Genomic DNA, 23,264 nt, shown 5'->3' on the forward strand with positions numbered 1-23,264 from the left:
GCTCCTGTCTACCTCATTACTATGCCGCTGTGCGGCTTGCCCTGCCGCTTAAAACGACTGGGTGTCCATAAAGGTCTTCAACAGTTGGTGCAGGCTGGCTTCAATCTCATCATGGTAGTCGCCCGATGCATTGATCGAAGCCAGCAAATCAGGTTGGGTACTCTTGGCAAAAGCCATCAGCTCAGCTTCGAACTCACCGATATGAGCTAGCGAGACGTCATTGAGATAACCTTTCTCGGCGGCAAAAATCGCGATGGCTTGCTCGGCAACAGACATTGGAGAGTACTGCTTTTGCTTCATCAGCTCCGTTACTTTCTCACCGTGATCCAGCTGTTTGCGAGTTGCATCATCCAAATCAGATGAGAACTGAGCAAAGGCCGCCAGCTCACGGTATTGCGCTAATGCCGTACGGATCCCGCCCGATAGCTTTTTGATGATCTTGGTCTGGGCAGCGCCACCTACACGTGATACCGAGATCCCCGGATCAACCGCCGGACGCAGACCAGCATTGAACAAGTGAGTCTGCAAGAAGATCTGGCCATCGGTAATCGAAATCACGTTGGTTGGTACAAATGCAGACACATCACCCGCTTGGGTTTCGATAATCGGCAATGCGGTTAACGAGCCACTCTTGCCCTTCACCTCACCATCGGTAAAGCGAGCAACATAATCTTCATTAACTCGAGCTGCACGCTCTAGCAAACGCGAGTGAAGATAGAAGACGTCACCAGGGAACGCCTCTCGACCCGGCGGACGCTTGAGTAGCAGGGAGATCTGTCGGTAGGCGACGGCCTGCTTGGACAAATCATCGTAGACAATTAAGGCGTCCTCACCACGGTCTCGGAAATATTCACCCATGGTACAACCGGCATAAGGAGCCAAGTATTGCAGGGCCGCCGCTTCTGAAGCCGAGGCAACAACGACGATGGTATTTTGTAGGGCACCGTTTTCTTCAAGCTTACGAACCACATTGGCAATGGTCGATGCCTTCTGGCCAATCGCGACATAGACAGAGTAGATACCAGAATCTTTCTGGTTGATGATGGCATCAATGGCCATCGCTGTTTTACCGGTTTGACGGTCCCCGATGATCAATTCGCGCTGACCTCGGCCGATAGGTACCATCGAGTCAACCGCCTTGTAGCCAGTCTGAATCGGTTGATCAACAGACTTACGATCGATAACCCCAGGGGCAATAATCTCTACTGGCGCAAAGCCGTCATTTTCAATGGCACCTTTACCGTCTACCGGTTGACCTAAGGTATTCACAACTCGGCCCAGCAGGCCCTTACCCACAGGGACTTCAAGAATGCGGCCTGTGCCTTTCACTTTCATACCTTCAGCCAGGTCAGCATACGGGCCCATGACTACCGCACCCACCGAGTGCCGCTCTAAGTTCAACGCCAATGCATAGCGGTTACCCGGCAGTTCGATCATCTCCCCTTGCATCACATCGGCAAGACCATTAATGGTAATAATGCCGTCACTAACAGAGATAATTGTGCCTTCATTACGAGCCTGGCTGGCTACGTTAAAGGTCGCGATCCGCTGTCGGATAAGATCGCTGATTTCATTTGAGTTCAATTGCATGTCTAGTACCTAATTACGCCTCTAGGCGGCTAGCTAGTCTGTGAATAGCGCTTTTCAGCGAGCCGTCAATCACCAACTCTCCGGCGGTGATTTTCATTCCCCCAACCAGTGACGGATCAATCTGGCATGTCAGGGCAACAGTGCGGTTTAATTTCCGCTCCAACGCTTGGCTCAAGCTAGCTTTTTGCTGTTCATCCAATGGTTGAGCCGTAGTGACACAAGCCTCCACTGTGCGTTCAAAGTCAGCTTTAAACGTCTGGTAAAGCTCGGTCACCTGAGGAAGTACCTCCAGCCTGCCATTTTCGGCCATCAGCTTGACCAGGTTTTGCCCATGTTCATCAATCAAGCCATCACAAATAGCCAGAAATGACAGGGTAAATGCCTCGTGTGCATCCGGGCCGAGCATATCGAGTGCTTCGATCTGGCTTGCTACAGCCGGTGCTTCAACAACTTCTTTCATCACTACCAGCATTTTTTCCCAAGCTTCTAGCTGGGACGCATCACGGGCATAGTCAAAGGCCGCTTTTGCATATGGGTAAGCAATGGTTTGTGGATCGGACATTCTTGGCTCCTTGCTACAGATCGGTAATGATCTTATCGACTAAAGCCCGGTTGGCGTCCGTATCTAACTGGCGGCTGATCAGCTTCTCAGCACTTTCAATCACCAAGGCCGTCATTTCTTGACGTAATTCTTCGCGAATACGGTGACGCTCACTTTCCAATTCCGTTTGCCCTTCGGCAATAATGCGTGCCTTCTCTTGCTCAGCCTCTAGCTTGGCTTCGTCGATGATCTGTGCACGACGCTTGTTACCCTGGTCAACCAAGCCACTCGCTTGTTGCTTAGCTTCTTCCAGTAACTTTGCGCCATTGGCTTTGGCCAATTGCAGTTCTTTCGCCGCAAACTCGGTGTGAGATAAACCTTCGGCGATAACTCGCTGGCGCTCATCAAGCAAAGCCGTCAAAGGAGGCCAGACGTATTTCATACAAAGCCAGACAAAAATCACGAATGACAGTGCCTGTCCCAGCATGGTGGCATTTAAGTTCATTCCATCCTCTCTTTTGGTAACCCAATGTAAATTAATCGAGTGGTTGAATGACTTATGCCACCGCGAAGATGATGTAAAGACCGATACCCACACCAATCATTGGTACCGCATCAACCAGACCCATCATGATGAAGAACTGAGTACGTAGCATTGGGGTCAAATCAGGTTGACGCGCGACACCTTCAAGGTATTTACCCGCCAAGTTACCAATACCGCTTGCCGCACCAGCAGCACCTAGACCAATTAGCAGTGCACCCGCAACGTAAAGAACCGCACTAACAATATCCATGAAAAACTCCGAATTAGATTATGAAAAACGTAACTTAAGAAAATAAATTTAATGGTGCTCTTCTACAGCCATTCCCAGGTAAACAATGGTCAGTACCATGAAAATGAAAGCCTGCAAGAACACAATCAAGATGTGGAACAGTGCCCACGGCACGCTCAGCGCCCATTGCATCCACCACGGCATCAATGCGATAAGAATAAAAATCATCTCACCTGCATACATATTTCCGAACAGTCGCAAGCCAAGTGAAATTGGTTTGGAAATGAGTGTGACTAATTCCAAAATAAAGTTCACTGGATACAACAGTGGATGTGTAAAAGGCTGCGTCGTTAACTCTTTAATGAAACCGACTAAACCTTTATTTTTCAGCGTATAAACAATAATAAGGATGAATACACCGAGTGCCATAGACATAGGAACATTGACATCAGCAGACGGTAGGTCCCTGAAATGCTCCAACCCTAAAACACGTGTAAACATTGGCACATAATCGACAGGTAATAAGTCAATGGCATTCATTAAGAAAACCCATACAAATATGGTCAATGACAGAGGGCCTATCAATTTATCTTCTGTTTTAAATATTTCCTTTACTAGGTTATTAACAAATTCAAATGTGACTTCAATTAAACATTGCAATCGACCAGGAACACCACTCGTTCCTTTTGTTGCAACATACCTAAACACACCAATAAATGTTAAACCTAACACCCAGACCATGAACATGGAGTCGAGATTAATACTCCAGAACCCTTCGCCTGCAGTAAGGAATGTCAGATGGTGCTCAATATATTCATGAGCAGTAGTAACTATTTCCACCTTACGTCATCCTAAATTGAGGTTTATTAAGCATAGGGGTTAAACAACTTCCCAGATAAGTCAGCGAGTAAGCCACAAGCATTACTACCTCATTGATTTCAATAACCCTTGAAACCAATAGCATCAGTAACGCTGTGTACGTCCATTTGATTACTTCATTAAACCATGCCAGTTCGTTGATGTTACTTCTATTATTCCGCTTAACTTTAAATGCAACAGCAAGCAAGCCTAATAAAGAGGGAACAACAGCAATAGCTACACCGGTTAATGCTGACTTAACACTCAGATAATCACTCGATACAAGTTCATACAAAACAACAATTGTACCAATTATAGATTGTGCTAAGAACAAAGATTTCACTACAGAAATAATATCAGAGCACGGAGAGTGACCTTCCATAGATATATCCTCTTACATTAATTAATATGTGTACCAATACCTCCCGATATATTCAAAAGAATTTAATCCTTAGCGCCAAAATGTTTTTTTAACTTAACACATTATTTTTGAATGTCACCCCAAAATTATTATTTTTTAAATATTTTCTTATTTCCACAAATAAAACACATTCCATTTTTAAGCATCCAAAGGTTTATAGCAGCTTACATATTAAATAATGAACAACGGATGTTGTATTATGAAGGATATTTAATATTTAACCATCAAGGCATATATTCATTTCAATTCTACAAATAAAAAGGATGAAGAATTTGCGCTCACGTAAATATGATTAGAACAACAAATTTTGCAATCATTGATTTTCATTTTTGGTGGTTGATTATTAAGGCGTATAGGAGGAGTATGCACATGACTCGCGAATAAATATTCAAGAAATATCCAAATAAAAATTACAATAACTACTATAAAATCAAACCTTTCCGATTGGAAAAGTAGAGATTCCTGCCTTGCAATCGTAGAACGCAGGCAAGAGATAGTTACGAAGATGTAGATATGAGAAAGACCAAAGCGATGTTCGTTGACGAGTCACGGGCTTTTCATAATGGAAAATACTCTTATGAAAATTTCGTGTATATAAACGCTAAAACCAAAAGCTTCATCACCTGCCCTATACATGGCGACTTTGAACAACGACCTGATGCCCACCTAGCCGGCAGAGGGTGTCCACAGTGTTCAGGTAAAAAGAAGCGGACAAAAGAAGAGTTCGTTGAAAAAGCGCAAACTGTTCATCAAGATAAATACAACTACGAGAAGTTCATATACCGTGGGTCGTTAGAAAAAGGCATCATTATATGCCCTATACATGGTGAATTTGAACAGCGCCCAAACTCTCATCTCGCAGGCAAGGGCTGTCCACAATGTTCACGGTCTAGTCCGGTGACTCAAGAGCAGTTTGTTCAGCGTGCCAATTCTATTCACCATGGTAAATATCAATACGATAATTTTGTCTATGCAGGTGCGCTAACCAAGGCAACAATCACTTGCCCTTTACATGGGGATTTTAAACAGCGACCAGATACACACCTTCGCGGTGCGGGATGCCCTGTATGTGCTAAACATAACCGAAAAAAAACCACGGATGAGTTTGTCCTTCAAGCACTACGGATGCATCGACAACGCTATAGTTACGAGCATTTCGAATACGTGAATGCCAGAACCAAAGGTAAAATCACGTGTGCGATTCATGGTGTGTTCGAACAGCACCCCTATAACCATTTAGCGGGTAACGGTTGTCCCCATTGCGCGTCAGAGAGCCGTCAATCACCCATAATGAAGCCATTGTCATTGATAACATTTAAGCCATTGAAGGATTACCCATTAGTCGCTTTGTGCCTTCGAGCTCTTCCTTCTCGTCTAATGCAAATAACGACGTAGTCTGAAAACCGGCCAATAAAAAAGCTCGCTGAGATAGCGAGCTTTTTCATTAATTGAACCTGTAAGTTATGACTGCTCACCCAAGTGCAGCCAGGTCTCGACCACGGTGTCAGGGTTCAAGGAAACCGAGTCGATCCCCTGCTCCATCAACCACTGGGCTAAGTCATCGTGATCCGATGGCCCCTGGCCACAGATCCCAACGTATTTACCCGCTTTGTTAGCCGCTGTTATTGCCATTGCCAACATTGCTTTGACGGCTTCGTTTCGCTCGTCGAACATGTGGGCTATTTCACCAGAGTCGCGGTCAAGGCCCAACGTCAGCTGGGTCATATCGTTTGAGCCAATAGAGAACCCGTCAAAATATTTGAGGAAGTCATCGGCCAAAATGGCATTCGAAGGCAGCTCACACATCATAATAACCTTAAGGCCATTCTCGCCACGGCGTAGATCGAACTTCGCCAACAGATCAATGACCGAGGCTGCTTCGCTGACAGTACGGACAAACGGGATCATGATTTCAACGTTCTTCAATCCCATGGTTTCACGAACGCGCTTGATAGCTTCGCATTCAAGAGCAAAACAATCTTGGAACTGCTCTGAAATATAGCGAGACGCACCACGGAAACCGATCATCGGGTTTTCTTCCGTCGGCTCGAAGTTCACACCACCTACCAAGTTACGGTACTCGTTCGACTTGAAATCAGACATACGCACGATAACGCGTTTTGGCCAGAACGCGGCAGCCAGTGTTGAAATCCCTTCGGTCAGTTTTTGGATGTAGAACTCAACCGGATCAGGATAACCGACAATACGCTGGTCGATTTCAGCTTTGAGCTCATCCGATTGCTGGTCGTAGTTGAGCAAGGCTTTAGGGTGGATACCGATCATCTTGTTGATGATAAATTCCAACCTTGCCAAACCTACCCCTTCGTTAGGAATACAAGCGAAGTCAAATGCCCTGTCCGGGTTACCAACATTCATCATCACTTTGAGCGGTAAGTCCGGCAGATCATCCACTTCTGAGCGGCGAATTTCAAAGTCCAGCTCACCTTCGTAAATGTAACCCGTTTCACCTTGTGCACAAGATACCGTTACTTTCTGGCCGGTTTGCAGTAAATCTGTCGCGTTACCACAACCAACAACCGCAGGGATCCCCAATTCACGGGCAATGATTGCCGCGTGGCAAGTACGGCCACCACGATTGGTCACAATCGCCGCCGCTTTCTTCATTACCGGCTCCCAGTCAGGGTCAGTCATGTCAGCCACCAGCACATCGCCAGTTTGTACCTGATCCATCTGAGACAGATCGGACACGACTCGAACTTCACCACTACCAATACGCTGGCCGATCGCGCGACCTTCTATAAGGGCATGACCTGTACCGTTAAGGTGGAAACGCTCCATCACATTGGCATCATCGCGCGAACGCACGGTTTCCGGGCGGGCTTGAACAATCAGTAGCTCACCGGTAATACCGTCTTTCGCCCACTCGATATCCATTGGTCGGCCATAGTGCTTCTCGATGATCATCGCTTGCTTAGCAAGGGATTCGATTTCCTGGTCTGTTAGAGAGAATTGCGATTGCTCTTCTTTGCTGGTATCAAGAATTTCAACCTGCTTACCCAGTGAAGTGTCCTCGGTGTAAACCATCTTCAATAGTTTAGAGCCAATAGTACGGCGCACTACGGCAGGGTTACCCGCCTGAAGCGTTGGCTTGTGAACATAGAACTCATCAGGGTTTACCGCACCCTGAACAACCATCTCACCAAGCCCCCAAGATGATGTGATAAATACCACCTGGTCAAAGCCAGATTCTGTATCTAGGGTAAACATGACCCCGGAAGAGGCTTTGTCGGAGCGGACCATACGCTGGATACCCGCCGATAGTGCAACACCTTTATGGTCAAAGCCCTGGTGGACACGGTACGAAATTGCACGGTCATTAAATAGCGAGGCAAAAACGTGTTTAACCGCTTCGATTACCGCATCAATACCACGTACATTGAGGAAAGTTTCTTGCTGGCCTGCAAATGAGGCATCAGGTAGGTCTTCTGCTGTTGCCGATGAGCGAACAGCCACAGACAGCATCTCATCACCCTGAGCCAGCTCAAGGTAACACTCGCGAATATCCTGTTCCAGATCCTGTGGAAGCGGTGCTTCTAGAACCCAATTACGGATAGTCTCGCCAGCGTGCTGCAAGGCATGTACATCTTCGACATCAAGTTCATCCAGAAGCTTATAAATACGCTCGTTAAGCGAATTGGCTTCCAAGAACTGATTGAAGGCATGGGATGTTGTCGCATAACCGTTTGGGACTTTTACGCCCGCATTAGCCAAGTTCGCCACCATCTCGCCTAGAGATGCATTCTTACCACCGACTTTATCAACATCGTTCATTGATAAAGCATCGTACCAAACAACATTCTGTTGCACGGCAATTCTCCTTATTGGATTCAACAGTTTAAAGCAGGTAACCCATTGGTAAACGATTGCTTTTTGCCACAAAAAAAAGCGAAAAATGTACATTTTCAGAGCAAAACGCTAATCATCCTCCGTTACCCTGTAGGTTATTGTTATAAAATTAATTGCTAAAATTCTGTCAAATCTTTTTCATTTTCAATCACTTGAAAACGTATATCTATATGCGATACAGCTGGATATACACACATACATAGACATTTTCTTATTCGGCCTGCAGATACATAACACTTGAATCATACCCTGTAGCACCGAATTGCTATATTCAGTTTTCCACCTCTCATAAAAATTATCTAGCAAGTTATCAAAAAAATTTGAAGCGCATCAGGTTTTTGATCTAGCTCAACATTGGTAGGGCATCAGAGAGACCTAGTTAAATCACGTTATAAACCATTAAATATCATAAACTTAAAAAATCACCCACCATTATATTGGCTGTTAAATCATCAATGATGAATTTATCGACACTTTCAAATCCAATTGAGTTATCTTGGCAGATATGACATCCAAAGCTCAATGTTGTAAAAACCTCTAAAACGGGATGTGATCAAGACAAAAACAAGATTGCTCCAAAGTGTGACATCGAATCTGGAAACTTGTGTATCAGATGATTATATTGAGTGCACTTATGCTTTTAGCTAAAAATAATTTCAAGGATTAAACTTTTAATGCAATCCAAGACCAATTTTCGTGACGTGTTCTTCGTGTCTGACGGGACAGCTATCACCTCTGAGACCCTTGGCCACGCAGTCCTTGGTCAGTTTGATATCACGACGCGTCAAACCACCCTACCTTTTGTTGAAAGCATTGAGCGTGCCAACAGTGTTAAACAACAGATTGATAGAGCCTATGAAGAAACAGGGGCTGAGCCTCTGGTGTTTTACTCCATTGTCCTACCAGAGGTAAAAGCGGTCATCGAACAGAGCAAGGCCCACTTTTACGATGTGCTTAATGCGCTTGTCACCCCATTGAGTGAAGATTTACAAATGGCCCCGCAACCGCAACTACAGCGCTCTCACAGCATCGCCAAAGATGCCGATAGCTATCAAGACCGCATTGCAGCAATAGAATATACCCTAGCCCATGATGACGGTGTTTCTCTCAATAACCTTGACCAAGCCGACATCATCTTACTAGGTGTCTCTCGCTGTGGTAAAACCCCGACCAGTCTCTATCTTGCGATGCAATTTGGCATTCGAGCGGTTAACTACCCGTTCATCGCAGAAGATATGAGTAAGCTACGTTTACCAAAAGCAATCGAACCCTACCGATACAAAACCTATGGCCTGACAATAGATACCGAGCGATTGGTTGAAATTCGCCACGAACGTTACGCCAATAGTCACTATGCCAGCATGGAACAATGCGAGAGTGAGTTAAGCAAAGTAGAGTCAATGTTCCGCCGTGAGGCAATTCCCTATCTCAATACCAGTCGGTTATCGGTAGAAGAGATTGCTACTCGTCTACTCGACATCAGCGGTCTAAAACGTAAGATGTGCTAACACTTTTGAGGTAATCGTCTTACTTAACGTTTATCGGCGAGTATTCTGTTTTTTGCTACTCGCCATTGTTAATGAGGATGAATATCACTATCTTACCGCAAAATCTCAATATTGAGAGCTAAAAAAGTACAACTATTCAATCACTTATTAATTTCTTATTTTTCTCCCTATTATTCATCAAAAAATTATCAATTCTTGAAATATGCTTATCGTGAGCTTCAGAAAAATAATAACGAGGTTCCAAGATGATTAGGGTTGCGCTTACAACATTAACAACATTATTTTTATTCGCGTGCGGAGGTGGAAGCTCTTCCAGCGAACCTGACACATCGCCCATTTCCATGGATGAAGTCAGTGTTAGAACACTTGGTATAGATCTCGTCAATATTTCTGGTTCAGCTGCAGACTTCTTTGTTAAAGAGTCGAGTGGATCTAGCCCGTTATTTGACGAAAACAATAAAGTTTCATCAGTGCTTAATTTTAGTTCTTACTATCATTCTGTTAGTTGGACTACTGCAACACCAATGGAACTTGATATTGGCACAATAGAAACCAACAACCAAACAACTAGCACTCTAGAAGAAGGTATCCTACTGAATAACAAGGAAAAGTTATGGGCTATCGCATGGAGCGACGAAGGTAAGCTAACTTTGTCTACAGGAAATCAAGAACCTTCTCCGGTTGAAGACAAGTACAGTTTAAGAGTGTTTGCAACTGAAGACGTTACAGTGACAGTTAATTCTACCGCCTTCTCAGTAACGAACTTATCTAAAGGTAATTTTTCAAACCAGTTACTTGTAGATAATTGCAACAAAGAACTTATTTTAAGTGCAAACCAAATAGATATATGTGAGTTAGAAATCGGTAAATCTTATTTATTGATAGTTGATGGGGAAAATGTGCTATTAGCAGCAGAAGAGAAATAAAACAATAAATTTAAAACAATAAATTCAGGGTAAATAATAAATATAAAATGCGCTTTTTATAACACGCAGGGAATGCCTACATAATATACGTCTGTCTTAACAGAGATACTAAATAAAAATTTTATTTCATGGAAAGATAACTCTGTTAACCTATTGAAGGTTTTGGGGCAAACGCAAAGAATACCGTAGGCAGCGGTGGCATCAGCCCCGGCATTTATGCCGGGGCTTTCTTTATCTTGTGAATCAAAAATTAACGCTTATTTTGCTTCCGCAACCGCCATTTGTTCTTCGTCAGATTTCTTCAAGAATGCATAGGTCACACCGGTTACCACTGTACCTGCGGCAATAGCAACTAGGTACATCAACACTGGTGAAATCGCATTCGGGATGAACAGTACAAACAAACCACCATGCGGAGCCATCAACTTAGCGCCGAATAGCATAGATAGTGCGCCAGTTAGTGCACCACCCGCCATACAGCTTGGGATAACACGCATTGGATCTCGGGCTGCAAACGGAATCGCACCTTCAGAAATAAAGCATAGACCCAGTACAAAAGATGCTTTACCCGCTTCTGCTTCACTGGCGTTGAACTTACGCTTCGCTAGGAAAGTCGCCAAACCCATACCGAGAGCTGGAACCATACCCGCAGCCATTACTGCCGCCATTGGTGCATAAGTCTGAGATGCCAACAGGCCAACCCCAAAGGTATATGCTGCTTTGTTAACTGGACCGCCCAAGTCAAAACACATCATGCAGCCAAGGATAATACCTAGTAGTACTGCGTTTGCTGAGCCCATGTTATTCAAGAAATCAGTCAAGCTTGTCATGGCAGTTGATACCGGACCACCGACGACGTAAATCATGATAAGGCCAGTCACCAAGCTTGATAGCAAAGGAATGATCAAGATTGGCTTCAATGCTTCCATAGATTGTGGCAGTTTAACGTGCTCTGCCACAAACTTCGCGCTGTAACCAGCCAAGAAGCCGGCAACGATACCACCAAGGAAACCGGCGCCAGTCGAACTTGCCAACATACCGCCAATCAAACCCGGGGCCAGGCCCGGACGGTCAGCAATCGAGAATGCAATGAAACCGGCCAGTACTGGCACCATCAAAGCAAACGCTGAGCCACCACCGATAGTCATCAATGCAGCAGCGAGTGTACCCTCTTGTTCGAATGCGGTAATACCGAAGACAAATGAAAGTGCAATTGATAGACCACCAGCAACCACTAGTGGCAACATGTGCGATACACCTGTCATCAAGTGCTTATAGGCACCCGCTTTCTCTTGCTTAGCTTCACCTTCAGACGGTGAACCGCCCTGGTGCTGATACGGTGTCGCTGTCGCAAAAGCTTTCTCAAACTCTTCAGTTGTTTTCTTCAGTGCTGCACCTGTGCTGGTTTTATACAGCTTCTTGCCAGCAAAGCGAGAAAGATCAACCTCAATGTCAGCAGCGATAATCACCAAATCGGCGGCAGCAATTTCTTCTGCGGTCAGCTGGTTCTTAGCGCCTACAGAGCCACGGGTTTCAACCTTGATTTGATGGCCCTGACGCTTACCTTCTTCTTCAAGTGCTTCTGCAGCCATAAAGGTGTGTGCAACACCGGTTGGGCAAGCAGTAATTGCTACAATCTTCTTCGCAGCAGAATCACTGCTGTCTGCTGTGGCAACATCAGCTGCGCTAATAGATGTCACTTCGGTTAGTACAGTCGCTTGGCTAATTGCCTGTGAAAGCGCGGCTTTCGGATCGGCCAGTACATCTTCGATGGCAGTCTGGGATAGTTTTTTGCCTTTGAAACGGGTTGTATCTACCGGTGTATTTGCGGCGACAACAATACAATCAGCTTCGTCAATCACGGTTTGGCTAAGCGCCTTCACCGGCACGACTGATGACTGGCACTCTACTGCTGCTGTCCACTTTAGTTCTGCTGCTGCCTTTTCAATCAAGCCAGCGGCAATAATGCTATTTGCAATACCACTTGGGCACGCTGTTATTACTGCAATTTTCATTTCAATACCCTCTGATCCGAATCAGCTCTTCACGTTATTTACTTGGACATTTTCTTTTACTTTCAGCACTTGGTTGATATCTTCAACCCCGACGCCAACCTGGCTAACCGCCAGTGCCGACAGTGCTGTGGCAAAGCCCAATGTCTCTTCTTTGTTCCACTGGTTCAGCTGTCCCCAGCACAAACCAGCGACTAATGTATCCCCTGCCCCAACAGTGCTTACGACATCCATTTTTGGCGGTTGGGAGCGAAGCCATCCTTCGCCGTTTAGCCACATCACACCTTCAGCACCGAGTGATACCACTACATTGGCAATCCCCTTGGCTGAAAGTTGTTCTGCCGTTGCCAGCAAGTCCTGCTCTGAAGTCAGTTCACGCCCCGCCCAATCAGCAAGCTCTTCGTCATTAGGTTTCACCAACCAAGGTGAGGCATCCAAGCCGGCTGCCAATGCTGCTTTGCTGCTATCGAAGAAGACTTGCTTGTCGTTGTCATGCAGCCATTGAATCCAAGCCGCACATTGCTCAGGAGTAATACCGCGAGGTAGGCTACCGGCAATCACAAATACGTCATGGCTTTCAGCCAAGCTTTTCAGTGTGGTTTCAAACGCCGCTAAATCTTGCTCGCTCACTTCCACGCCCGGGAAGTTGATATCACTGACTCGGCCATCCTGCTCGACCAACTTGACGTTGATACGACTGGCACCATTCACACGTACAAAGGCATCTTTGGCACCCAGCTCTTCAAAGAGCTGGCAAAATGGTTCTTGGTTATCCGCCCCAAGCAAACCGGTTACGGTCACGTCCGCGCCCAGTTCAGCCAGCACTTTGGCAACGTTGACGCCTTTACCCGCAGGGTGAAGTGTTCCCGTATTAACCAGATTGACGTTGCCCGGATTCAGTGACTCAAGGCTACCAGTTAGGTCTAATGCCGGGTTGAGTGTCACTGTCACAACTTTCAGCTGTGAATTACTTGTCTGAGTCATGGCTATTTACCCTCGCCTAAGCCGTCAGCAATCGCCTGGCCAATTGCCGCCAAAGCTGCATCAGCATCGTCGCCTTGCGCTGTAAACTGCAATTCGTGGCCTTGCTTAACGCCCAAAGCAATCACTTTCATCAAACTCTTGGCATTGACCGCTTTGCCTTCGCCGTTAAGGTTGGCGACCAGAATGTTACTGTTGAACTTCTTGGCAACACTGACCAGCATCGCGCCCGGACGGGCATGCAAGCCATGAGGGTTGCGGATCTTGAAGACTTCGGTATTACCTTCTAGCGCTTCTTCGGCCAGGAGAGTTACAACCTGATCGGCAGTCGCGTTGAACAACTTACTCGCTTGATTCTTAAATAACAGTTGTGCCAAATAGTTCATGTTGTTGACATGGGCACCATTACACGCTGCTACGAATAAAAGGCCTTTTACTGAAGAACCTGCTTCTTCAAAAGATTCTGCCGGCGTTACAAATGACAAAGCAGTACGGCTTACGCCTTTATGGCTTTTTGCAACCCACAAGCCTTGTCCTAGATACGTCGCTCCCGAGGCAATCGCGTCAGCGACGGTTTCGTTGCTGGCTGACTGGTGATTTTTCACCAAGCCCGCAGCTACCGCGGTCAACTGGACAAGATCAGTAGCAGGGAAAGCTAGCTGAACATAGCTTTCATCAAAATCTGCTTCTAGTTGCGCGTCACCATTGAGGATGGCAATAAGCCCCTCAGCGCTATCACTCGTCTTCAGCTTGTCCTCAACACCATCAGCCGATAGCACCTTAGTTAATTGCTTAAGAATGCCTAGGTGCTCATCAGATTTAGCGGCAATACCAATGGCAAGATAAACCGTTTTGCCATCTCCCCAGTTAACACCTTGCGGAAAATGATGAACCCTCACGCCAGTCTCTTTCACCAAGCCACGGGTATCGGTTGTCCCGTGAGGAATTGCGATACCGTTGCCAAGGAATGTTGAGTTCTGAGCTTCACGATCCAGCATGCCGTTTACATAGCCGGTTTCGACCAAGCCTTGTTGTTCAAGACCCGCAGCAATCGCCTTGATGGCTTCCTGCTTATCCGCTGCTGATTGTTTAAGCTGAATATCTTTTGTTGAGAGTGACAGCATGTGTTTACTCCAGTTTCGTTAAACCTGGTGAAGACCGATGGCCTTCTCTCCCCGTCTACACAAATATAAACCTAAATGACCAACTTGATACCTTGCTGACTGAATCGATTCAGCTATTGGTCAAAATAAAATTCCAGCACAATCTAGTTCAAAATTATATCAATGCTGAAACCATTCAGCTGACATGCTGAATGGTTTCAGCTAATATTGCAAATGTGCTTGGAAGATCATGAGTGTTTTTATGATCCGCCGCACAAAACAGTGGCTATATCCCTAGGTAATCCGGATATAACGCGCATATTATTCACCGAGCCTGCCTCTTTCTGTTCTGTGTATGAACCAGTAGAATGAAGGCGCCCGCTAACTGTAACCAACAAGAATCAGAATGAAGCTAGATGAAATAGCAAAGCTTGCCGGCGTATCCCGTACAACAGCCAGCTACGTGATCAACGGTAAAGCGCAGAAATACCGGATCAGCGAAAAGACCCAGCAAAAAGTCATGGCTGTTGTGAATGAACACAACTATCGGCCTGACCACGCTGCTACGTCCTTGCGCGCAGGAAGCAGCCGCTCATTTGGCTTGATCATTCCCGATCTTGAAAACAGCAGTTATGCCAAGCTAGCAAAGCTGCTTGAGAGTAATGTGCGAAAAGCCGGTTACCAGCTGATCATTTCCTGCTCTGATGATGATGCTGAGACTGAAATGAAGGTGGCTGAAACCCTACTTAGCCGCCGTATCGATGCCTTGATTGTAGCCAGTGCCCTGCCGACCGATAGCGACTTCTATCAACGAATTCAAAATGGCGGTGTGCCGGTTATTGCCATTGACCGTGCAATGAATGATGAAATGTTTGCCAGTGTGATCAGTGAAGATCTGGACGGCGCATTTGATCTTACCCTGAGCTTACTGGAAAAAGGGGTCGAAAGTATCGGGCTTGTCGGCGCGGTACCTGAGCTGGGTGTCTCCAAAGAACGTGAGCAAGGCTTTCTGTCTGCAATCCGTTCTTACAGCAGCAAACATCAGATAGCTGAAGCCAATACCTTGATTGCCAATGGCGATCACTTCAGCCAGCAGCAAGGGCAACAGCAAGTCCAACGCTGGATTGACGACGGGAGTATGCCTGACGCCATTCTAGCCACCTCTTATACCCTGTTTGAAGGCGTGCTCGATTGCTTACTGGCGAATCCGGACTTAATGCAAAAAACCCACCTTGCCACCTTTGGTGATAACCGCTTACTGGATTTCTTACCCATCAAAATCCAATCTCTCCCTCAGCAGTTCGAACTGATTGCCGATAACGCACTGGAACTGGCCCTTAACGCAATTGCTGGCCGCTATCGTACTGGTGTGGAAGTGATCCCTCGAAAAATTAAACGTCGCTAACTCTGCTTCATCAAACTATATAAACAAACCATAGATAAACAAAAGCCCAAGCAGTAGAGCTTGGGCTTTCTGTCTTGGGTCTAGTAAATTCTGGCATCAAACCATATAGCGCTTAACCGCAACCTTGCCTAATCGATACAAGCGCTTCGCTTGTTGGGTTAATGCCTCACTTTTATGCTCTAGCCTTCGTCGATTAAGCTGGGTATTCACCCCTTCTTGAAAAGCAGCCAATAATGCTTCAGCTAGGCTATCCATATTGTAAGGTTGGTCATTCGGCGGCATAGCCACCACTACTGCATCATCAGGCATTAGCTGCTCAATATTGTAGTCCAATGCCGCTTTAATGGTTTTTCCCTTGGGCGATTGTGTCGTAGTGAGATCGTAAGGCGGTTGCCACTCCATTGCTGGCGATAAGCGATCCACCTGATTAAGCACCATAATGATATTCGGTTTCTTTCGGCTACGATTTTCTTCCTGCTGAAAGTACTCTTCAAATTGTTGACGCAAAATCGCATCACTCTTTCTCGCAGGCTGGTTGGCCTTAAGTATCCACAACACGATATCACTCTGCGCCATCTGTTTGACCAATAGCTTGTTTGTCGAATCCGTCCCATCGATACCCGGCAGATCCACTAGGTGAATAATATCAATCCCATCAACATAACAGCGGTGAAGGACAATATTTTCAGTTGAAGGGATAGCACTGACCTCAGCGACCATATTGCCAACAAAAGTATTCACCAACGACGATTTACCCGCACTGACCTGACCAACAATCGCCACTCGTAGCGGTTCCAACTCCTCGGCAAAAAGACCGTCATCTGTTTCACTGCTCTTTAACTCACCTTCAGCCGCTTTATACCGGCCACTGTATAAATCGATTGCCACAGACAAGACCTCCTGAAGCAATACTTTTTTCAATGTAAACTGTACTTCCTCGTTCACCTCATCAAATAAGCGACCGAGTAATTGTCCCCTAGCCTCAGCGATCAGACCTGCAGGTGTCATCGCCCGGAATACCCGGTACACATCGTAAGCCTTTTTCGCTGCCCCTAGTTTATCCCTGTGCTGATAGCCTTGCTGGAAGTGCGACAGTTTCAAAGTCTCAGCAAATGGCACATGGTTAAGAAGGAAATGACGGTATCGGTGACTGACTTTCTCCAGCATCAACAGGAATTCTGGTGCCGTAAATGACAGGGCTTTGGTATCACGCTCCGGATAATATTGGCTGGCAACCTCCATAGACAGCGCTAAGGCATGCTCCCTTAATGCTGTCCAACTATCATCATTTGCTAGGTAACCTCCTATCTCAGGGTTCAGGATATCCCAGACTTTACGGTCAAACTCCCCCCACTCACCAGATGGCGCGACATCATAGTCGCCTTCAAGTTGTACATCTTCACCAGAAGCACTTCGCCGAGTTTTACCGGAAGCGCTTCGCCGAATATGCCGCAGCCAAATAGCACCAGCAATGACCATCAACGATGACAACGCGACCAGGGCGGACAAGAACAACCAATGGTCATCCTCGATGATCTTTACCAGACCCCAGCCCGCCAATACCAGCACAGGTATGATCATCGAGGCAAAGAATAAAGGGACAAAGCCAGCCGAAAAGCGGCTCATCAGACTGACACTATTGATTGTCTTTTTCATGGCTTTCCTTGGCCTGCTTCAACGCTTGCTCGAAGATATGACGAATATCTGTTTCATCTATCGGCTCACCTCGGCTGATGTGATAGAGATACTTACATCCGGCTCTACCAATGGCATAGGTCATACCGAAACTGATAGCAACAGCAACTGCACTTCCGACCGTTTGTCCATAAACAGGAATAAACTTCGCCAATTGGCGAACACCGAGTTTAGTGACATATTTCAATGCAAAGCTACTGCCCAACAAACCGGCAAACTCGGTAAAGCGCTTACGGTTCCACTCCACTCCATATTGACGGGCCAAACTGTGCAGCATTTTGCCTTGAATGGCGGGAACAGAGACTAGTCCAACACCGGGCAAAGCATCTGAGGCCGCAGCACTGCCTGCATACCACATAATTTCTTGTTGAAGCCTTTGAAAATTACTGTGTTCCGCATCGCCATGCTGCTTGGCTTGCTGCATTAATTGAATGATTGGTAGCAGCTCAGCCAATTGTGTGTTTAATGCCGATAGTCCAAAAAGCTCATTATGATATCCCGCTACGCTGTCGGTCGAATTTTCATGAAAGTCGACATGAACCGACATCAATGTGGTTCCCCAGACTTTTTCCACTTGATCTTGGTTATAGCGAATAGCCTGAAGTCGCTGCTCTGGGTCTGTAATGGATAGACAAGCTGTATGAACCAACAACACACTATCTATTCGACCATCTTTGCGGATCTTCTTGAGTGCAGCTAACACATCACTTTGCTCAGGCTCTTCAGCTTTCATCACAATAACCAAAGCATGGCTTTGAGCCTGACACGCTTCTATATCATCAGAAGGATCATAATCCGCCTCAGATAAACCACGGGTGTCAAGGAATCGCAATATCGGGTTTTCTGCTGGAAAAGCGTATTCGACAGCAGTCTGGGTGCAAGGTTGAAAACCATTGCCCACCTCCACGAGCTCGTTGCCAGTGACAGTTGCAACCAGGGTAGACTTACCAGCACCGGTTTTACCCAACAGCCACAGTGTAGGTAGGGATGACTCCCATTCCTGGTTGGCAGCTTGTAGCGCGGGATCCTTATCTGGGTTGATATATTGGAAAATATTCTTAAAAAACTGCTGCATCCATACCTCGGTGCCTACTACATAACGCGATGATACATGGCACCCATTTGAGTGGCAAAGTATAAAGCACAAGGTGCATATTAGCCTATGTGAGAAAGTCTGCCTCAACAATGAGAATTTGTTGGTAATTTTTTGTTTTTCTTTAACTATCTTGTCACTGTCAAAAAAATGACTATTTTTTTATGTGTTTTTTCATACGCTTATCATTAATTAGTTTATATAACTTTTTTGTTGTCTTGATGTTTGTTTTTATTGTTCTAAATTTAAGAATGTAAGCGCGACTTGACATGCTAAAAGAAAAGGAAGAGTTGATGTCCCGCAGTCATTTTAAGCAAATTTATTTCATATGTGATTCAAGCCTTCAATCATGTTTGTTTAAGGACTTTCTCGAGAAATCCCTTAATAAAAATATTGAATTGACAACATTTGACAAATTCACATCTAGATCCTACGGGAAATCAGATTCTGCTCTTGTCATTGTTGATTTCACTTTTATCACTGAAGAAAAATACCATTTGTACTACAACTTCGTTACAACAAATGAATTAGAAACCAAAGAGATATTAATTAATACGCCTAAGGATACTGACTACAAAACATTGTTAGGTTGGCCAAACATTACCGGCGTTTTTTATTCTGATAACAGTTTGGACATTGTTGAAAAAGGTATGCAATGTATTCTAGATGGTGAAATGTGGCTTAGCCGAAGCCTGAGTCAGAAGATCATTCTATCTTACAGAAACCGTTCACAGCTTAAATTCAACATAAAGCCAAGGACTAACCTAACAACACGAGAAAAAGAAATCCTTGATTTACTGATACTAGGAGAATCAAACGAACAAATAGCCGCGAGTCTGTTTGTCAGCGAAAACACAGTTAAGTCACACCTACATAATGTATTTAAGAAAATTAATGCGAAGAATCGTGTTCAAGCATTTATGTGGGCAAAAAATAATTATTACAACGACATGCCGATATGAAAAAGTTATTTATATCAATAATTTCAACAACGCTGCTTTTGTCCAGTGCGAGTTCCGCTAATGAGAACAAACCATTAGAAAACGGACCTCCTTTAGAAAGTAAAGACAGCCTTGAAACTCTTGATAGCCTAACTGAAATTGATGGCATTATTGTTGACCGTACCTTTACCCACTTGGGTGAGCAATTTTATTCTCTATTCTCTCAGAAAATGAGTGATAGATTTGAGAATCTAGCAGAAAACTTAACGGTCAAAGAACGGCCTACAGCACTGAGCGGCAGTATTATGAGCGTATATCACCGCCAGAATTTGATATATCGCACCGCAATATCGCCAGGCCGTGCACAAATAGAACAAAAAGTTAACGATGCCGTGAGTGCAATCAGTACTTATGTCGTCCGCTGGAAAATTGAACGTTACCTGAAAGATACTTTTGATATTGATCATGATGAAATTTAAGGGACCAATCATGAAAAGAAAAATTATCTGTACTCTGGGTATAGCTTGCTTCAGTTTAAGCTCAATAGCGACTGAACTGACTTACCGGCCTATCAATCCTAGTTTTGGTGGGAATCCATTAAACAGTGGTCATTTATTAGGCATTGCCAATGCCATCAATGATCATAAGAATCCTGATGCCAGTAGTATACTCGACGAACAATCCGATTTGGATCGGCTTGCAGCCAGCCTTGAATCCCGACTAATCAGCCAGTTGCTATCTGATGTAGGCAACGGAAACACCGGCCAACTTTCGACCGATGATTTCCTGCTTAATATTGTCGATAACAACGGCGAGTTAACCATTCAAATCACCGATAAAGAAACCGGTGAATCTTCCACGATTCAAGTTAGCGGCTTAGTGCCAGATTTATAATGGAGTACAGCAATGAAATTCACATTAGCAGTTCTGTTCTCAGTTATATTGAGCGGTTGTTCATTATCTATGGGTACACCAGATATTGATGAGAAGCCAAATTTAATGGCACGTGGGGCGACTTATAATGATTTGGTCAGCCTGCCTTTACCCAGGGGTAAAGTCTATGTCTCGGTTTATGACTTCCGGGATCAAAGTGGTCAATATAAACCACAGCCAAACAGTAACTTCTCAACGGCTGTACCTCAGGGTGCTGCCGCCCTATTAATGACATCATTACTCGATTCTAAATGGTTTATTCCATTAGAGCGTGAAGGGCTACAAAACCTGTTAACTGAAAGGAAGATTATTCGGGCGGCACAGAAAAAAGACGAGGTTGTTGCCAACCATGGTAATAATCTGCCCTCACTCGAATCTGCCAATATTATGTTTGAAGGCGGCATCGTTGCCTACGATACCAATATTAAAACAGGCGGTGCTGGTGCGAGGTACTTAGGTATTGGGGCATCAGGCCAATTTAGGGCCGACCAGGTGACGGTCAATGTTCGTGCTGTCGATGTACGAAGTGGACGGATACTCTTGAGTGTCACCACCAGCAAGACAATCTATTCCCAAGAGGTTCAAACAGGTGTATTCAAGTTCATCGATTACAAAGATTTACTTGAGGCTGAGTTAGGGTACACCACTAATGAACCGGTCAATGTTGCTGTCATGTCTGCCATAGATGCCGCCGTGGTTCATGTCATCGTTGACGGTATTCAAAATGGGCTTTGGACAACATTACGAGAAGAAGATCTCAGTCACCCAATTATCCAGCAATATATGGAAAAGAATCAGCCGATAATCTAATTCTAACTAAGTTAAGGTCCCACCTTTTGCCCTCTCCTGGAGGGCCTTTTCATTTATACCTTCAGTCAGATTGTCCTACAAACGCCACGTTACCACTCCTCCATGGGTTCATGCAGTTCAATTTATCTATTGTCATAAAGCTCGAATTGATATCAATAAATGTTATAGCTCTAGATCACATAAACTGCTGTAGAAGTGCCCAACAAAGCTAACACCCTTTAAAGCAAAAGGTTGCATTGTATCAACTAAACCAAAGTTCAGTACAAAAGGCTTTTCTCATCATTTAGATGTAAATCCCATTTATGAAACTTCACGCATTAATACTAATCCGTCGCAGATTATTTCAACTGATCGTTTAATGTGAATCTTTTTGCAAAAACGATAATTAAGTTACAAAACGAAACAACAAAGACGGATGTGGTGATGAGTAAGTTAAACAAGGCAGTAATCATATACATTGGTCTATTGGGTTTTCATAGCCAAGTAAATTCAAGTGACCTTGCGCTAAACGAATTGGGTCATATTAATGAAATAAGCTACGGATTCGATAATTACGCCTACATCAAAGTCAACAACGGTAATAATGGGCTGGCCACAATTATCCAGAAAAGCTTTGGCAATGGTGGAAACAATAAGGCAGCGATTTCTCAATCGGGGAATGGAAACAAAGCAATTATTGAACAGCAAGGTGCGCTAAACAAGGCTGCAATCCAACAAGATGGTAACTACAACCTTGCGTATATTTCTGAGACAGGTGTTGATAACACCGGGCTCATTTTACAAGTCGGCAATAACAATAAAGCCGCTTTGGTCCAAAAAGGTAAGGGTAATAAGGGAGAAATAAGTCAATATGGAAATGACAATACCGCGTTAATTGTACAAAAAAGTAATGTTAAAAGTTATTACTCTGAAATAACCCAAACGGGTAACAATCAAACTCATGTAATCATCAACGGTATGAGCAGAAATATCGTTATTGAATAAGCACAATTAAGGATAATATCATGAAAAAGTTAGCAATGATTATCGCAGCAACTATGGTTTCTGGTACGGCAATGGCTTCAGGTTACAATCCATATGCAGATTCTTACAATTATTCTGACAACCGCTCTTTCATTTACGTAACTGACGACAGTGATGATAACACTGTAACAGTAAAGCAGGTTTCATTCTCTACTTATGCCGCAAATAAGTCCAAAGTAAAAATCGACGATGATTCTAACGATAACACTGTGAACGTCCTACAGTGGGGTAAAAAAAATGACTCTGAAGTCGATATTGATGAAAAGTCTGACTACAACACTGTTACAGTAAAACAGTTCGGTTATGACAACAAGTCATACATAGAGGCAGATTACAGCTCAGATGGCAACCATATTTATGCTGAGCAAAAAGGTAATTACAATGACATTGATATTGAAGTTGAACCTTATGCCGATCATAACTATGTGACAGTAAAACAAGATGGTGATAGCAACACGGCTGAAGTTGATATTGAATCTGGTGATTACAACCATGTTTACTCAAACACTGAAGGTAACGACAATGATGTAGATGTTGATATCTTAGGCGGCTACGCTGATTACAACTACGTGACAATCAATCAGTATGGAGATGGAGCTAAAGCTGTCGCATTAATTGATGCTGAAGGTGACTACACTACAGGTAACCACCTAACAATTACTCAGACTGGTGATGACTATTCATATATGGAAGTTAACAACGGCTCAAGCGGTAACTACCTAACTAACACACAACTATAACATTACTTGCAATACAACCTTTTGCAAGCGGCACCAGCCGCTTG

Annotated in this window: 22 protein-coding genes; 10 read left to right on the forward strand and 12 right to left on the reverse strand. The window is 44.7% G+C overall.

The genetic code is table 11. From position 1 onward, the window contains the following. Window positions 1-48: 48 nt before the first annotated feature. From atpA to ACXAD4_RS10745, 6 genes are read right to left on the reverse strand one after another with little or no spacing between them, the layout of a single operon-like run. Entirely contained in the window at window positions 49-1,590 is a 1,542-nt protein-coding gene (gene atpA, locus ACXAD4_RS10720) for a F0F1 ATP synthase subunit alpha (RefSeq protein WP_475241243.1), read from the reverse strand. Window positions 1,591-1,603: 13 nt separating this feature from the next. Continuing rightward, on the reverse strand, window positions 1,604-2,152 hold the full coding sequence (locus tag ACXAD4_RS10725; RefSeq protein WP_475241244.1) for a F0F1 ATP synthase subunit delta: 549 nt from the start codon (window positions 2,150-2,152) through the stop codon (window positions 1,604-1,606). 13 nt (window positions 2,153-2,165) lie between these two features. Further along, entirely contained in the window at window positions 2,166-2,636 is a 471-nt protein-coding gene (gene atpF / locus ACXAD4_RS10730; RefSeq protein ID WP_475241246.1) for a F0F1 ATP synthase subunit B, read from the reverse strand. Window positions 2,637-2,688: 52 nt separating this feature from the next. After that, a complete protein-coding gene (gene atpE / locus ACXAD4_RS10735; RefSeq protein ID WP_004730405.1) occupies window positions 2,689-2,925 on the reverse strand; it encodes a F0F1 ATP synthase subunit C in 237 nt (78 codons plus the stop codon). Window positions 2,926-2,973: 48 nt separating this feature from the next. Then, window positions 2,974-3,744: a F0F1 ATP synthase subunit A gene (atpB, locus tag ACXAD4_RS10740; protein ID WP_475241260.1), complete on the reverse strand. Its 771-nt coding sequence runs from the start codon at window positions 3,742-3,744 to the stop codon at window positions 2,974-2,976. A 1-nt stretch (window position 3,745) separates the two neighbouring features. Further along, the gene (locus ACXAD4_RS10745; RefSeq protein ID WP_475241262.1) at window positions 3,746-4,144 is read right to left on the reverse strand and encodes an ATP synthase subunit I; all 399 of its coding nucleotides are present in this window, start codon (window positions 4,142-4,144) and stop codon (window positions 3,746-3,748) included. 552 nt (window positions 4,145-4,696) lie between these two features. Between ACXAD4_RS10745 and ACXAD4_RS10750 the strand changes: the two genes are divergently transcribed. Beyond that, a complete protein-coding gene (locus tag ACXAD4_RS10750) occupies window positions 4,697-5,578 on the forward strand; it encodes a hypothetical protein (protein ID WP_475241264.1) in 882 nt (293 codons plus the stop codon). Between the two features lie 66 nt (window positions 5,579-5,644). Here the strand turns inward: ACXAD4_RS10750 and ppsA are convergent, their stop codons facing one another. Continuing rightward, window positions 5,645-8,011, reverse strand: a complete 2,367-nt coding sequence (ppsA, locus tag ACXAD4_RS10755; RefSeq protein WP_475241266.1) for a phosphoenolpyruvate synthase — start codon at window positions 8,009-8,011, stop codon at window positions 5,645-5,647. Between the two features lie 713 nt (window positions 8,012-8,724). On the opposite strand from ppsA, the gene ppsR reads away from it, so the two are divergent. Further along, window positions 8,725-9,558, forward strand: a complete 834-nt coding sequence (ppsR, locus tag ACXAD4_RS10760; protein WP_475241267.1) for a posphoenolpyruvate synthetase regulatory kinase/phosphorylase PpsR — start codon at window positions 8,725-8,727, stop codon at window positions 9,556-9,558. A 245-nt stretch (window positions 9,559-9,803) separates the two neighbouring features. Next, a complete protein-coding gene (locus tag ACXAD4_RS10765; protein WP_475241268.1) occupies window positions 9,804-10,484 on the forward strand; it encodes a hypothetical protein in 681 nt (226 codons plus the stop codon). A 257-nt stretch (window positions 10,485-10,741) separates the two neighbouring features. Here the strand turns inward: ACXAD4_RS10765 and fruA are convergent, their stop codons facing one another. Genes fruA through fruB form a run of 3 tightly spaced genes read right to left on the reverse strand, consistent with a single transcriptional unit; the run spans window position 10,742 to window position 14,601 of the window. After that, entirely contained in the window at window positions 10,742-12,499 is a 1,758-nt protein-coding gene (gene fruA, locus ACXAD4_RS10770) for a PTS fructose transporter subunit IIBC (protein WP_475241270.1), read from the reverse strand. A 21-nt stretch (window positions 12,500-12,520) separates the two neighbouring features. Beyond that, complete coding sequence (gene pfkB, locus ACXAD4_RS10775; protein ID WP_475241271.1) at window positions 12,521-13,480, reverse strand: 1-phosphofructokinase; 960 nt, start codon at window positions 13,478-13,480, stop codon at window positions 12,521-12,523. Between the two features lie 2 nt (window positions 13,481-13,482). Then, on the reverse strand, window positions 13,483-14,601 hold the full coding sequence (fruB, locus tag ACXAD4_RS10780) for a fused PTS fructose transporter subunit IIA/HPr protein (protein WP_475241273.1): 1,119 nt from the start codon (window positions 14,599-14,601) through the stop codon (window positions 13,483-13,485). A 385-nt stretch (window positions 14,602-14,986) separates the two neighbouring features. Between fruB and cra the strand changes: the two genes are divergently transcribed. Beyond that, the gene (gene cra, locus ACXAD4_RS10785; RefSeq protein ID WP_475241275.1) at window positions 14,987-15,985 is read left to right on the forward strand and encodes a catabolite repressor/activator; all 999 of its coding nucleotides are present in this window, start codon (window positions 14,987-14,989) and stop codon (window positions 15,983-15,985) included. Window positions 15,986-16,081: 96 nt separating this feature from the next. Here cra and ACXAD4_RS10790 read toward each other — a convergent pair whose 3' ends face one another. Both ACXAD4_RS10790 and ACXAD4_RS10795 read right to left on the reverse strand, forming a co-directional pair. Further along, window positions 16,082-17,641, reverse strand: a complete 1,560-nt coding sequence (locus ACXAD4_RS10790) for a GTPase family protein (protein WP_475241276.1) — start codon at window positions 17,639-17,641, stop codon at window positions 16,082-16,084. Then, the gene (locus tag ACXAD4_RS10795; RefSeq protein ID WP_475241278.1) at window positions 17,622-18,755 is read right to left on the reverse strand and encodes a YcjF family protein; all 1,134 of its coding nucleotides are present in this window, start codon (window positions 18,753-18,755) and stop codon (window positions 17,622-17,624) included. The genes ACXAD4_RS10790 and ACXAD4_RS10795 overlap by 20 nt, the downstream gene beginning before the upstream one ends. A 311-nt stretch (window positions 18,756-19,066) precedes the next feature. On the opposite strand from ACXAD4_RS10795, the gene ACXAD4_RS10800 reads away from it, so the two are divergent. The 6 genes from ACXAD4_RS10800 (at window position 19,067) to ACXAD4_RS10825 (ending at window position 23,220) form a co-directional block, all read left to right on the forward strand. Then, window positions 19,067-19,735 (forward strand): LuxR C-terminal-related transcriptional regulator, encoded by a 669-nt coding sequence (locus ACXAD4_RS10800; protein WP_475241280.1) that lies wholly within the window; start codon window positions 19,067-19,069, stop codon window positions 19,733-19,735. Beyond that, window positions 19,732-20,193, forward strand: a complete 462-nt coding sequence (locus ACXAD4_RS10805) for a CsgE family curli-type amyloid fiber assembly protein (RefSeq protein ID WP_475241282.1) — start codon at window positions 19,732-19,734, stop codon at window positions 20,191-20,193. The genes ACXAD4_RS10800 and ACXAD4_RS10805 overlap by 4 nt, the downstream gene beginning before the upstream one ends. A gap of 10 nt (window positions 20,194-20,203) precedes the next feature. Then, the gene (locus ACXAD4_RS10810) at window positions 20,204-20,608 is read left to right on the forward strand and encodes a curli assembly protein CsgF (protein ID WP_475241283.1); all 405 of its coding nucleotides are present in this window, start codon (window positions 20,204-20,206) and stop codon (window positions 20,606-20,608) included. Window positions 20,609-20,620: 12 nt separating this feature from the next. After that, a complete protein-coding gene (locus tag ACXAD4_RS10815; protein ID WP_475241284.1) occupies window positions 20,621-21,457 on the forward strand; it encodes a CsgG/HfaB family protein in 837 nt (278 codons plus the stop codon). Window positions 21,458-21,880: 423 nt separating this feature from the next. Beyond that, window positions 21,881-22,441, forward strand: a complete 561-nt coding sequence (locus ACXAD4_RS10820; protein ID WP_475241286.1) for a hypothetical protein — start codon at window positions 21,881-21,883, stop codon at window positions 22,439-22,441. A gap of 20 nt (window positions 22,442-22,461) precedes the next feature. Then, a complete protein-coding gene (locus tag ACXAD4_RS10825; RefSeq protein WP_475241287.1) occupies window positions 22,462-23,220 on the forward strand; it encodes a hypothetical protein in 759 nt (252 codons plus the stop codon). Window positions 23,221-23,264: the final 44 nt, after the last annotated feature.

The organism is Photobacterium sp. AWH4_225 (assembly GCF_056158405.1).